This is a genomic window from bacterium (genome assembly GCA_035308905.1).
Classification (GTDB): Bacteria; Sysuimicrobiota; Sysuimicrobiia; order Sysuimicrobiales; family Segetimicrobiaceae; genus DASSJF01.
Window position 1 is genome coordinate 33,428 of the sequence record DATGFS010000022.1, and the last position, 12,652, is coordinate 46,079.

The 12,652-nt window shown below is 63.4% G+C and carries 11 protein-coding genes and 1 riboswitch; of the genes, 4 read left to right on the plus strand and 7 right to left on the minus strand.

Features of this window, described 5'->3' with window-relative positions; all coding sequences use genetic code 11:
• Window positions 1-148: 148 nt before the first annotated feature.
• Window positions 149-628, minus strand: coding sequence for a hypothetical protein (locus tag VKT83_05540; protein HLY21911.1), 480 nt, complete (start codon window positions 626-628; stop codon window positions 149-151).
• 970 nt (window positions 629-1,598) lie between these two features.
• Window positions 1,599-1,687, minus strand: a riboswitch (cyclic di-GMP riboswitch).
• A gap of 387 nt (window positions 1,688-2,074) precedes the next feature.
• Here VKT83_05540 and VKT83_05545 point away from each other — a divergent pair.
• The 4 genes from VKT83_05545 to VKT83_05560 all read left to right on the plus strand — a co-directional run bounded on the left by VKT83_05545 (window position 2,075) and on the right by VKT83_05560 (window position 7,111).
• A complete protein-coding gene (locus VKT83_05545) occupies window positions 2,075-2,968 on the plus strand; it encodes an amidohydrolase family protein (GenBank protein HLY21912.1) in 894 nt (297 codons plus the stop codon).
• Window positions 2,965-3,978 carry a hypothetical protein gene (locus VKT83_05550; GenBank protein HLY21913.1) on the plus strand — a complete coding sequence of 338 codons (1,014 nt, stop codon included), beginning with the start codon at window positions 2,965-2,967 and terminating at the stop codon, window positions 3,976-3,978. Before VKT83_05545 ends, VKT83_05550 begins: the two co-directional genes overlap by 4 nt.
• A 267-nt stretch (window positions 3,979-4,245) precedes the next feature.
• Window positions 4,246-5,886, plus strand: coding sequence for a trypsin-like peptidase domain-containing protein (locus tag VKT83_05555; protein ID HLY21914.1), 1,641 nt, complete (start codon window positions 4,246-4,248; stop codon window positions 5,884-5,886).
• Between the two features lie 325 nt (window positions 5,887-6,211).
• On the plus strand, window positions 6,212-7,111 hold the full coding sequence (locus VKT83_05560) for a dihydrodipicolinate synthase family protein (protein ID HLY21915.1): 900 nt from the start codon (window positions 6,212-6,214) through the stop codon (window positions 7,109-7,111).
• 21 nt (window positions 7,112-7,132) lie between these two features.
• On the opposite strand, the gene VKT83_05565 is transcribed toward VKT83_05560, so the two are convergent.
• The 6 genes from VKT83_05565 to VKT83_05590 form a co-directional block, all read right to left on the minus strand.
• The gene (locus tag VKT83_05565; protein HLY21916.1) at window positions 7,133-7,468 is read right to left on the minus strand and encodes a hypothetical protein; all 336 of its coding nucleotides are present in this window, start codon (window positions 7,466-7,468) and stop codon (window positions 7,133-7,135) included.
• 914 nt (window positions 7,469-8,382) lie between these two features.
• The gene (locus VKT83_05570; GenBank protein ID HLY21917.1) at window positions 8,383-9,669 is read right to left on the minus strand and encodes an MFS transporter; all 1,287 of its coding nucleotides are present in this window, start codon (window positions 9,667-9,669) and stop codon (window positions 8,383-8,385) included.
• Window positions 9,639-10,064, minus strand: coding sequence for a hypothetical protein (locus VKT83_05575; GenBank protein ID HLY21918.1), 426 nt, complete (start codon window positions 10,062-10,064; stop codon window positions 9,639-9,641). Before VKT83_05575 ends, VKT83_05570 begins: the two co-directional genes overlap by 31 nt.
• 16 nt (window positions 10,065-10,080) lie before the next feature.
• Window positions 10,081-11,265 carry a chromate efflux transporter gene (gene chrA, locus VKT83_05580; protein HLY21919.1) on the minus strand — a complete coding sequence of 395 codons (1,185 nt, stop codon included), beginning with the start codon at window positions 11,263-11,265 and terminating at the stop codon, window positions 10,081-10,083.
• 21 nt (window positions 11,266-11,286) lie between these two features.
• Complete coding sequence (locus tag VKT83_05585; protein HLY21920.1) at window positions 11,287-12,189, minus strand: hypothetical protein; 903 nt, start codon at window positions 12,187-12,189, stop codon at window positions 11,287-11,289.
• The gene (locus VKT83_05590) at window positions 12,186-12,635 is read right to left on the minus strand and encodes a chromate resistance protein ChrB domain-containing protein (GenBank protein ID HLY21921.1); all 450 of its coding nucleotides are present in this window, start codon (window positions 12,633-12,635) and stop codon (window positions 12,186-12,188) included. The genes VKT83_05585 and VKT83_05590 overlap by 4 nt, the downstream gene beginning before the upstream one ends.
• Window positions 12,636-12,652 lie beyond the last annotated feature (17 nt).

Sequence of the window (12,652 nt, forward strand, 5' to 3'; positions counted from 1 at the left end):
GGAGGGCGGAACATCAGGGAAATGGGCCTGGCGAATTTACACGGATGAGGCCGCAGGTTCAAGACCTGCACCACCCACGGCACTCGCCCACGGCGCGCCCACGTCGGATGGCGCGGCATTGTGGTGCTGTGTAGATCTGTGAAACTCATCACGAGCCACGTTTTGCCCTTCTTGCTATCCTCGCGGCGACGAGGGGGGCTTCAGTGGCGACTGACGTGCCCCTAGCCTCCGCGCGCCGCGGCGCGATCTCCCGCACACGCCGCACCTCGTTTGTGTGCTCTTGCCGCGCGATCGAGAACGCGATGCCGCGCGCGTCCGCGACCGCCTGTGTCGCTGCCTCGGTTTCCAATCTGAACGCGGCCCACTCGAGGCATGCCTCAAATGTGCGGCGCGTCCCCTGCGCAGCAGCCTCCCGGTGGTTCTGATACGCAAGGGCGTACTGCCGCACCTCGGATTCGGCGCGCCTTACCTGGCGCGCGAACTCGTATTCCGTGACGCGTTCCCCATTCGTCCTATCGAGCGTCCAATGCCAACACAGTTCGGCAAGAGCGAGAGCCGACTGCTCCCACTCGCGCTCAAGCACGTGATCCTGCTCGATCACATCCTGCGGCAACCGGTGCTTCGTCATGTTTCACCTCCTCGGTTCGCCGGATCGGAGGGCGTACGCTGCGATGAAGCGACCCGGCGGATACTGTGTGAATTGCGCCAAAATCCCACTCCCGGCACCAACGCTACTCACACACCCGTTCAGTCTTATAACGCAAACCCGCCCGGACCGACAGGGCTCTCGCTTGTCGCCAGCAGGCGCCAGCGGACCCGGCCGCCGCAGAGCGGGCATCGACTGAAGTACGCCGGGTGCTTCTCGTACCCGTGGCCGATGAATGTCGGAGTCCGATACCCGCAGCGTGCGTGGCTCGTCGCGTGGTGGGGAGGGTGAACCTATGCCGAAGCCGTCAGACGCACCGCAGAAGCCGGTGTCCGGGTCTGACCCCGACGACTACTGGCTGGACGCCCTGATCTACGCGGCGCACAACGCGGAGGCCATCGTGGCGGAGGAAGAAGCAGAAATGGAGCGACTCCGGAAGAAAGGCTTGTGGCCGCCCAAGAAGGGAACCTCAGATCGTCATCGGCTCGGCACCAACTCCCGGAGTTCGGTGAGGGTGACATTTGGGCTGTCTCGTGCGTCCTCATGATCTCCCCGCCTCAAATGGATCTACCAAATCGTCATCGGCTCGCCAGCACCGGTAGATTCGTCGTGAGCACCCAGGCGTTAATGTGGGCAACGACGCTGAGGAATAGGTTGAGCAACTCGGCGACAGCGACGAGGATGAAGGACGCCACGACTGCGGTCAGTAACGCGTACTCGACTGTCCCCTGGTTAGATCCGGGATGGCTCGAAGGCCGCGTAGCAGCCCGCGCGGAGCCCACATTGGGACTGGGGTAATCGGAAAGCCACTCGTGGTACGTAACTTCTCTTGCTCGCGGACTCTAGCGGACCGTACCGGCGGCCGAAGTCGACGGTGCCGCGCGATGACGTCGAGATCACCGTACTCATCAAAAATCCCCCCTATTGAGCCGGGGAGACGGTGTCGTCGCCCCTCGGCAGCCCGGCTAACGTGCCAGCGACCCGCTGGCCAGTCCCGTGGCTTTGCGTCCCCAGGTTCCCCTGGGTTTGCCCTTGAACGAGGTGCCCGTATGTAATTGTCTCGCTATGATGGTAGGTCTCGTGAAACGGTGCCGCGTCAGGCGGACGTCTGATTCCGAGTCCGCAGATCGTCTGATTCGCGTTACGCGGGCGTTCCGCCGTTCTTGATTGGATGCTCCACGTACCTTCTCACCAACCTACGGTTGGGAGGGATGCAGGCGTCAAAACGGAAATCTCCGTCAAAATTGAGAGTCCCCGTAAACCATAAATCTTCAGGAACGGGCCCTTCTTGGGGGCGGGCGGGAGGAAACCCGGTTGAATCAGGTACACGCTGAAACCCAGGCGAAAGACCTAAGCGGAAATTCCAGTTTGTCGGTCGCGAGAGCACGTGGAATCGTTCGGGTAGCCCCTGCGGCGATCGGTACAATCGTGGTCACCTTGCTGGCAATGATCCCCTTCCCTGGGGGGAGCCACGCCCGTGAACTTTACCTCATCGATGTCCACAGCCAAATCGATCGCCAGACTCAGCCGGATACCGTCACGAAGTTGCTCGAACAGAGCGGAGTCCGGGAAACCATTCTCTCTTCAACGGGCAACGCATCGCAGGATAACGTACTTAGGCTTGCACAGCGCAATCCCACCAAGATCATCGCCGCTGTTCGCACGAAGGACTACAAAGGCCCAGCTGTCGAGAGCCAGGTGCGATCCGGCAAGTACGGCGCGATGGCGGAAGTACTCGTGTATCACGTCGCCAAAGAGATGAGCAACGGACGGCAGATGCGGGCGGTAGACCTCGAACCAGACGACCCGAGCGTTCTCTTTGCCCTCGATCTCGCCATCCGCAATCACTGGCCATTCATTATCCATATCGAGTTCGCGGCGGCGCCTCCGGCACAGCGCACCGCGCTGATGAACAAACTCGAAGCACTCATGACGAAGTACCCTGACGAACCCTTTGCCCTAATCCACATGGGCCAACTTAATGCATCGGAGGTCGGGCGCCTGATTGCCGCCCATCCGAACGTGTATTTTATCGCGTCCACTTCCAACCCGATCACGGCCCACCGGGGTGGACAGCCGTGGACCAACATGTTCGCAGGCCGACATTTGGCGCCGGAATGGAAGGCGCTGCTCGTGGACCACCCCGATCGCTTCCTGCTGGGCTTCGACAACGTTGTCGCGAACAACTGGGGACCAGAGTACCTGGATCAGATCGCGCTCTGGCGCGGTGCCCTCGCCGACCTACCGGACGATGCCGCCGACGCGTTTGCCCATGGTAACGCCGAGCGGCTTTGGCATCTTCCGAGGCGGACGGCACCATGAAATTCGAGGTGCCGCTATTGGCTGTTAAGGGCGAGTCTTCGGGTCGTGTCGGGTGGTTCGCCCGGGTGGCGAAGGCGGCTATTGCGGTCATGGCAATGCTGTGGGCGGCTGCCGCTCCTACCACCCTCGGCGCGCCCGCACCCGCGTCGACGTTCGCGTCTGGTGACTACGTCTTGTCCCAGGAGAGTCCACAGGCCCGACAGCAGGAACAGAGTCGCTCGGCGGGATCATTCATTTTTCACCTGACACGAACCGGCCAAATCGACGTTATGTCCAAGCCGCCTCAGATCACTGCCCCCCGAGGGATCCGCGCGCTCGGAGGGGACCGGTTCGTGTTTGCGGATGCGCTCGGCGGCGCCATACGAATCGTGACGGCGTGGGGTGCGATTACGACACTTCATTCCGGCGCACCATTGACTGAGCCTAAGGACGTAGCGGCTGATCGAGGCGGCGGATACGTGATCGCCGATTTCGACACGTTCAAGGCCAACGCACATGGATCCATCTTCAAGTTGACAGATGCTGGCAAGATCACGACGGTCGCGAGCGGTCCACCGTTGCGGTGGCCCCACGGGATCGATGTGGACGCCGAGGGCAACTACATCGTCGCCGACCACTCGGGATCTGTGTTTCGCGTCTCTCCGCAGGGCAAAGTGACGACAGTGGCGACCGGCGCTCCGCTCGTCGCTCCGACGGACGTGAAGGTCGACAAGGACGGCAACTACATTGTGACGGAAATCGGCATTGTCTTGGATGAGAACGGCCGCATGGACCTGGAGAAATCCAGGCACCCGGGCACGCTATTCAAGATTACCTCCGACGGCCAAGTCTCGACGATCGCGCGGCGGCCGATGGCGCGGTTTCGGGCGGTGGCGCTGCACCCGGACGGCGGATACGTCGTAGTCGATTTCAACAGCGCACTTTACCGCATCATGGCTGATGGGAACATCACGGTGCTCTTTCAAGGGCCGCCGCTGCATCAACCGTCGGGCATCGCCATCGTGCCCTGACGGGAGGCGGAACGAGGTTTTGTAAACGGCATCGTTGTCGGTCATGCTGCAGGAGGCGTTTACCGAACATCCGGAACGCAATGACGACGGCATCAACGCCGCGCGCCTAGCCAGCCACGCTCTCCGCTAGTCGCGGGATGCTCGTGCCTGCCCCTGACTTTGGTGACTCCACCCTTGGAGACAAGGGCGCCCTGTGGGCAGGAGGGATGACGCATCTTTGTGAACCCCCCGAGAAACCGTGCTGACGCGTCGCGGGGGGTGGGTTAGGTGACACGACTGGGGAGAGGAATCGCGGCCTTATCGCTGGTCTGGATGCTCGCGGTCGCTTGCATCGGGACGACCGCCGCATGGAGCGCGAGTAAGCCGTCTGCGAACGAAATCTACGAAATGGCGAAACTCGCCTCCGTCATGGTTCTGAATACGATCAACGTCCAAGTAGCCGTGCCACATGGTCAGATTTCTTCCGCAAAGTCCCAACTGCTCGTGCAGCAGGTGCGTCAGATGATGCAGGCGGGCCAGATCGCCCAAACTCAGGAGGCGGCCAAGGCAGCAGTGGTCCGGCTGTTGCTGAATGATCCGCTGGCCTACGTTGAACCGAGCGACCGGTTTGTCCGCAAGCGGGTGCAGATGCAGGTAATGGGGTCGGGGTTCTTTGTGACGCCGGACGGCTACATCGTCACCAATGCCCACGTCGTCACACCATCATCGGACGACCTCAAACAGGCTGTCACTCAGACGGCGACGCAGTTCGTTGCGCAGTTCCTTGCAGAAGACACGCAGAGTTTGACTCAACTCCTCGGCTACCAGTTGTCCACCCAAACCATGAAAGACTTGCAGAACGCCGACACCCAGTACGTTCTGAAATATATGCGCATCGAAAACGTCGGCACAGCGGTCGCTGTAGAAATGGGGGCGGCGGTGCCGGGCGTTGTCGTCGGCCAGCGCGGCGCCGCGGCGGAGGTTGCCGCCAAGGGCGCGGTCACGCCGGGCAAGGACGTCGCAATTCTGAAGATCGAGGGGCGGCAATACCTACCCACGCTCCCGATGGGGGACGAGACACAACTCAACGTGTCTGATCCACTGCTCGTGATCGGATACCCTGGGGATGCCACGTTCCTCCCAATTCTCTCGAGTGCCAGCCAGGTGGAACCCACGCTGACCGCGGGCATCCTGAGCCGTCGAGCGGAAATGAGCGGCGGGTGGACCGCGCTGCAGACGGATGCGACGGTCCACCATGGCAACAGCGGAGGCCCGGTACTCAATACCCAGGGTCAGGTTGTCGGTATCGCGACGTTTGGCGCGAGCGACGCAGCGGGGACAAACTTCATTGTCCCGACGACCATCATCAAGGAATTTCTGAAGCGCGCCGGTGCGGACCCGCGGTCGAGTAAGACCTCCGAACTCTATGCGCAGGCGTTGGGGGATTACGGTCAAAGCCATTACCGGGCCGCCTTCGCGATCTTCCAGCAGGTCGACGCGTTGTTTCCAGGCAATCCGTTCGTCAAGCAGTTCATGTCCAGTTCGCAGGCGGCGATCCTCGCTGGCAAGGACCGGCCCGCAACGAGCGTGGTCGCCACCCTTGCCAAGTGGATTGGTGTTTTGGTTCTAGTGGCCGCGGTCATGGGTCTTGCGCTGCGCCGCGGTCAGACGCTTCCGGGGGCGCGGATTTTGAGCGTCCGCGGTGTGCATCCGAGAGCCGCAGCCGCCCCGGCTGCACAATCGGGTATTGTTCCGCCGACTGCCACCGCTTTGTGCTCCCAATGCGGCGCCGTCCTGACGCCCGGCCAGAAGTTCTGTGGCTCATGTGGAGCGGCGGCTGCACCCGCCCGCGCGGTGTGCTCGCAGTGCGGCGCCGAAGCGGCACCAGGTCAGAAGTTCTGCGGGGCCTGCGGAGCGCCAATCGCGTAGCGGGGAAACCGCCATACGCGGCTCCAGCACTCTGATCCTCGGCCAGTACAATCGCGAGGGGAACCTCGCGTACGCGGGTTTCTGCGCCAACGGCCTGACGGAAACGGCGCGCGCGGTCCTCCTGGAAGAACTCCGGGTCACGCCACCACCGGCGATCAAGATGATATCGGACCCGTTCGATAAACGGAATCGAGCCGACTACTTTGACGAGGTGGCTTTGCGAGAATGAGATGTGGGTGGGATCGGTAAATTACGGCTTGGACCCGATGGTTCGCCAATTCGCTCCACCCTTATCATGTTGGTGGGCAGTTCCCTGGAGGCGCTTATGACGCAGCAGGCGGTTTCAATGGCGGGCATCTTCCCCCCGATTCCGACGCCGTTCGACACGGCAGGCGAGGTAAATCTCGAGGCGCTGGCGTCCAACTTCCGGAAATGGAACACGTTTCCGCTGGCCGGGTACGCGGTGTTGGGAACGAACGGCGAGATGCCGTATCTCAGCGACGCGGAGAAGTTGACCTACTTCGAGGCTGCACGGAAGCTCATCCCGCCGGGGAAGCTGTTCATGGCGGGCTGCGGGTGCGAGTCGACGCACAGCACGATCGCTCTGGTCAAGAAGGCCGCCGCCCTCGGCGCCGACATCGCCCTACTGATCAGCCCGAGCTACTACAAATCCAAGATGGACAACGCGGCCCTCACCGACTACTACCGCCGAGTGGCTGACGCATCGTCGATACCGGTGAGCATCTACAACATGCCCGCCAACACGATGGTGGATATGTCGGCGGACCTGATCGTCACGCTGTCCGCGCACCCCAACATCGCAGGGGTGAAGGACAGCGGCGGGAACCTGGCCAAGCTGGGGGAGATCATCAGAAACAGCCGGCCTGGGTTCCAGGTGCTGGCCGGCTCCGCGGGCTTCCTCTATCCCGCGTTGTGTCTCGGGGCTGTGGGCGGCGTCTTGGCGCTGGCCAACATCGCGCCCCAGCAGTGTTGTGATCTGCTGAACCTCGCCACGCAGGGAAAGCACATCGACGCTAAGGAGCTCCAACTTCGCTTGATCTCGCCGAACACGGCGGTGACCGCCCGTTTCGGCGTGCCCGGGCTAAAGGCGGCGATGGAGATGGTGGGCTTGTTCGGAGGCAACCCACGCAGCCCGCTCCAGCCGCTCTCGGCTGAGCAGCGGGAGATCCTCCGGCGTATCCTCACGGAGGCGGAGATCCTCTAGGCTGTCCTGTTGGGCTGGCTTCTATATGTATCTGTGTTCGCTAAGTGTCCGTCCGATCTCAGAGTCGCGGGCGGCACGAACCGCCCCAATGCCCTCGTCGATGGCATCGCGGGCCAGTTTCATCAATTGCTGCGCCTCTAAGTCGGACTCCGCCACGCCCTTGACCGACATCAGATTCGCGACAGCGAACCCCACAAACAACGCGCTATAGCGAACCGCATCCGGAACGGACGTGCCCCGTTCCTGAAAGAACCGCATGAGATCCCGGATGGCTTGCTCCCGCAGCGGAAGAGCCTCCGCTGTTGTTTGAACCTCACTGTCCGGGTTAACCGGCTCCTTCTTGGCGAACCACGCCATGGCAGCACCCTTTGATTGAGAAGTCATGAACGCGCTGCCGTGATGTTGGCGGATCCGCGGCGAACTCCTTGAACCGCGGAGGCTCCGCGTAATTCTGTGCAATTTTTGCCGGATTTTCCTACACCTTCAATCCGCGACAACGCAATATGTGGAGGATATCGTTTGGTCCCTTGGAACATCTACGTCGATTCGATCTGATGCTCTTATCCGAGGCATGCTCGCCGGGCGGTCAAATGGTTGAGCCACGGGATCCCGGACATCAAGAAGACGCGATGCTCAAGCTCATGGTCGAGTTTCGCCAGATATGGCTCGCCGGTGAAGCATTGAGGGCGGGCCCGTCGGCTCCACCTCCACCCACACCAACGAAACGGATCAGGTTACGGGCCCTCATCCCGCTGCTGCTTGCCGCCATAACGTCCGCCTATCTCATCGCTCAACTGTTGGAACCCTCAAGCCGCATGTCGCTTCATGTCCCGTGGGGGCCGCGCGGACAGGCTGCGGCCCATCCGGCTGCCGGTGGAACCCCTCCCCCCGCCTCACTCCTTCCCGCTGCAGGCCGGGAGGCGGCCCGATCTACGCCACCACTGTCCACCGTATCGCAGGACGGACCCCCGCCGGCCGCGGGCGTCGATTCAGCCGCACTGGGGATCTCCGCGCCTCGCCCCGAGCAATCCCCCGGCTACCACGTTCAAGCCGGCGCGTTTAACGTCCGCGAATATGCCGAAGATCTCATGCATCAGCTGCGTTCTCACGACTATCCCGCGACTCTGGTTGATGCCCGGACAGGACCACCGCATCGGGTGTGGATCAAGGGTACCTTCGACCGGTCGGACGCAGAGCAGCTCGCGAACCGGCTCCGAAGAGATGGTTTTGAGGCGATTCTCCTCCCTCAATAACTCCGGAACGAGACGGGGTCATGGAACTGCGCGTGCTACGCCACTCTCCTCCGCCGCGCGCACTCCCCGGAACTTGACCAGCAGTAAGATGTCGTATACCGCCTTCAGTGCCCCGCCGATGATCAGCGGCCACCCAAACGTCGAGAGGGTCAGCAGGTACCCGGCGAGGATCGGGCTCGCGGCGCTGGCGAGGCTGCGGGGAACGGCCGTGATGCTCGCCGCGGCGGGCCGCTCCCCGGGTGTGACCACCGCCATGACATAAGAGGTCCGGGTGGGCACATCCATCTGCGACAGCGCGTTCCGAGCCAGCAGCAGGCCGATCGCGGTGGCGAGGTTCGGCGCAAACGGGACCAGGATCAAGAAGATGTTGGACGGCAGGTGGGTGAACACCATCGTGTTGATCAGGCCGATCCGCTCGGACACCGGCACGGCCACAAGAAAGGACACGGCGGCGCACACGCTGCTCCAGAAGAGGATCGACGAGGCCGTCGCGACCGAGAGATGAAACGCCTGGAAGAGCCAGAGCGCGAGCAGCGATTGGACGAAGAATCCGCCCCCGAACGCATCGATGCTGAACAGCGCCGCGAGACTGTAGACGATGTGTTTTGATTGTCCCAGCGCGGACCGAGCGGCCGCGGCCACGGGCGGGGCTTCGACGGCCGCCGACAACGGGCGATAAAGCAGGAGCGCCGCCAGACCGAGCGCGCCATAGACCCAGAACGTCGACTGTACCGCGGCGAGCGGGCTGACGCCGAAATGTGCCGCCGCGAAGTCGGGGAGCGACGCGGCCAGCGTCCCGATCCCCGCCATGAGCGTCCCGGCCAGACTGTAGCGGGCAAACAGCGCGGTACGCCGCCTCGGGTCGACCGTCTCGGCCAGCACGGTGTGTTCGAGCGGCAGGAAAACGCTCACATCGCCGGCCGACGGGTTCAGGGTGCCGATAAATGCGATGACAAGGATCAGCCAGTATTGGTGCGTCAGCGCAAAGCCCGCACCCGTCGCCGCCATCAACAGGCAGGCGGCATACAGCATCCGTCGTCGGGAATACCGGTGCGCGATCAGCCCCAACGCGAGGGTAAGCAAAGCCGACCCCAGCAGCGTGCTGGTGATGATGGCACCGATGGCCAGCGGGGTGAAGCCGAGCCGCAGGAGGTAGATCGGCAGCAGCAAGGAGACAAACCCGTCCGCGAAGGCCCGCACGCTCCGGCCGGCGAGCACCCGCAGGGCATCCGTTGAGAACCCCCGCGGCAGCGGCCGCCACCACTCCTCTCCTGTCACTGTCGCGATGCCGGCCGCCCCTCGCATTCGTATCCGTCCAGCAACCTATGCACGCGTGCGACGATGGCGTCGCGGGCCGCCGCGAACCCCTCGCTGACCAACGGCACGTCATCCCAGCGCTCGACCTCAAGACTCGAAGACGCAATCTCCCCGACGTCGCATCCGAACGACACCACCCGCCATGCGGCCGTCAATTCCTCGGGCGTTACCCGTCGAGGACGATAGCGTCTGACATCAAGGCCGTCGGACAGAAGCCCCTCGCAGACGTGAGGCGGCACTTCGGACTCCGGTTCGATCCCGGCCGCGGCCGCGCGCAGTTGTAAGCCACGCTTCGTGGAGAGACGATTCAGATAGGTCGCGGCGATCACGCTCTTGGCCGCGCCGTGCAGGCACACGAAGACGATCGATCGGGCAGACGCCATCTTGCTCAGCTCCTCCCTATTTCACGAAAACCCACGTGGGCTTGAGCACCTCGAACCCAATCAGCCCAATGAGGGCGGTGAGCGCCACCAGGAGCGGATTACTCACCTTCCAGCGGACAAGCGCGACGAGACTCGCCGCGCCGATGAGCGCGGTGAACCAATCCCCGACGGCGATTCTCGCCAAGAGCACCCCCGCGCCTACGATTGTCCCAATCGCCGCTGCGTACGCGCCTTTCACGAAGCCCTGGATGTTCGGATTGTCCCGATGGCGGATAAGAATCGGGGCGACGATCAGCACCAGGAGAAACGATGGCAAGAAAATCCCGATGGTGGACACGACGGATCCCCAAAACCCCGCCACTAGATACCCGACGAACGTCGCTGTGATAACGACCGGCCCGGGGCTCAGCATGCCCATCGCCACGGCAATGAGGAACTGCCGGCCGTTGAGCCAGCCGGTCTGCTGGACCAGCCCCTTCTCGAGAAACGGCACGATCACGAGCCCGCTGCCGAACGTGAGGCTCCCGGCCTTCAGGAAGAACACGAGCAACTGGCCGAGGAGGGATCCCGTTGGTGCGGCCACGGCGCCCGCTTTTGCGGGCAGGGCGGCCAGCAGCGGGAGGGTGGCGGCCCGTGCCCGTCTTCGAAACAGCGTCCCATAATACGCAATCCCGATCGCCCCGGAGATGATGAACAGAAGCGCGACCTCCGCCTGCACGGCGACCGTGACGATGAAGCATCCCGCGGCGGTCGCCCACTGCAGCCGGTCCTCCATGCCCAGCTTGGCCAGCCGGTAAGATGAATAAAGGATAAGCGCGATCACGGCCGGGCTCACCCCGTAGAAGATCGCTTTGATCGGCGGGAGGTCGCCAAAGTGAACGTACAGCGCGCCCAACGCCGCCACGAAGAGGAAGTTGGGGAGAATGAAGGCCCAGCCTCCGGCGCACGCGCCCCAGAACCCGCCGCGAATGTAGGAAATGAAGATACCGACTTGAATCGCGAGGGGGCCCGGCAGGGACTGGCACACCGCCAGGCCCTCGCGGAATTCTTCTCTCGTGAGCCACCGGCGTTCCTGAACGAGTTCTTTCTCCATCTGCCCGACGAGGGCGACGGGACCGCCGAAGCCGATGGTGCCGAGACGCAGATAGTATGAGACGAGATCCTGCAACGGCACCCGGCGATCAGTTTCTCTTCGGCTCATTCACCGCTCCTCGCGATGGGGCTACTTCTCCTCGTATACCGCCGCGCGGCAGCTGTTCGGGAGAAACACATAGAGGAGCTGCCGGACGCGGTCAAAGGCGGTGGTGTGCGCGCCGCGTTCCGTTGGAAGCTCCTCCGCGAGCCGCATGTCTTGCGTATCGATGACGTCGAGGACTCCGGGTTGTCCAATGGCAACGTACACGCGTGATCGATCGGCGTTGTACCAAATCGCGTCGGGTACCCCGGCGATCGCCACGCCGGCCAGTTCGCGTCCCATCTTCAGGTCGATCGCGAGCACCTTGCCGCCGTCGCAGGCGACAAACGCCCGGCCGCGTTCCGAATCAAGGTCGAGTCCGTGAGGGCCGGCCGAAGATACCGGCCACGCGCCCAGCGGCGCCGCCGTGTCCGCGGTCAGAACGGCCACGCATGCCGGTTCCCGGATATTGACGAGAAACCGATCGGCGCCGGCGTCGTAGACGCACCAGCGCGGTCTCCCAGGCAACTCCGTGTCGCTGACGACCGCGCCCGCGTATGGGTCCACGAGCCTGGCGCGAAGATCTTGGACGTCGGCAACCAGGAGCCGCTTTCGGCGCGAACCCCAGGCCAGGCCGTTCGGCTTCGGCCCCACTGCGATGGCCTTGACTACGCCGCCTGACGCCGCCGCGATGAGAAGAACCTTGCCGGCGCCGCGCGCCGCCGCGAAGACGAGCCCTTCCTCCTGACCGCACACCACGCCGCTTGCTTCCGGGCAGTCCGGAATCGTGCCGCTGTGGACGCCGCGCTCGCCGTCGATGACTTCCACGGTCCCGATCGCGGTGTGCGCGACGAACACCCGTCCAGACCGGAGACATACGTCGCCGTGATCAAAGCCGCCGCCCGCGGGATGGGCCGGCAGTTCTATTGACCGGGCCGGGACCAGCGTCACCGCCTGTCCGCGCCGTCGGCGACCTGCTGTTGGCACCACGCGTACAAGGCGTCGTAGAGGGGCGTCTCCAGCCGAACCTTTTCGTGGTCGTCGTCTCCATGCAACAGCGCGAAGCCGTGGGCGATCGCCTTGAGCCCCGCCGCCTCCGGCACGATGTTAACGTCCGCGGCGACATCCGCTCCATGGACAATCTTGGCCAGCTTCTGCAGGGCAGGGTCGGTGAGATTGTACTTGACCATGATCGATTCGAAGCTGCACCGGCCGTCCACGTGGCCCAACTCGACGCCCTTCACGTCGTAGGGAATGGCCTTCTCCCGCTCGGCCGCGGCCTGCACGTCTTCCGCCGACACGTAGATGAACACGGGATCCTTGTCGACGAACGTTCGGATGAGCCATGGACACGCGATCCGGTCCACGTTCGCGTTCTTGCGGGTGACCCACTTCATTGCCTGACACCTCCGCT

Bases quoted from the DNA above. Each gene is read 5' to 3' on its own strand.
- VKT83_05560 (HLY21915.1), top strand. From the start codon at position 6,212: ATGACGCAGCAGGCGGTTTCAATGGCGGGCATCTTCCCCCCGATTCCG.
- VKT83_05540 (HLY21911.1), bottom strand. From the start codon at position 628: ATGACGAAGCACCGGTTGCCGCAGGATGTGATCGAGCAGGATCACGTG.
- VKT83_05590 (HLY21921.1), bottom strand. From the start codon at position 12,635: ATGAAGTGGGTCACCCGCAAGAACGCGAACGTGGACCGGATCGCGTGT.
- chrA (HLY21919.1), bottom strand. From the start codon at position 11,265: ATGAGCCGAAGAGAAACTGATCGCCGGGTGCCGTTGCAGGATCTCGTC.
- VKT83_05550 (HLY21913.1), top strand. From the start codon at position 2,965: ATGAAATTCGAGGTGCCGCTATTGGCTGTTAAGGGCGAGTCTTCGGGT.
- VKT83_05570 (HLY21917.1), bottom strand. From the start codon at position 9,669: ATGCGAGGGGCGGCCGGCATCGCGACAGTGACAGGAGAGGAGTGGTGG.
- VKT83_05575 (HLY21918.1), bottom strand. From the start codon at position 10,064: ATGGCGTCTGCCCGATCGATCGTCTTCGTGTGCCTGCACGGCGCGGCC.
- VKT83_05565 (HLY21916.1), bottom strand. From the start codon at position 7,468: ATGGCGTGGTTCGCCAAGAAGGAGCCGGTTAACCCGGACAGTGAGGTT.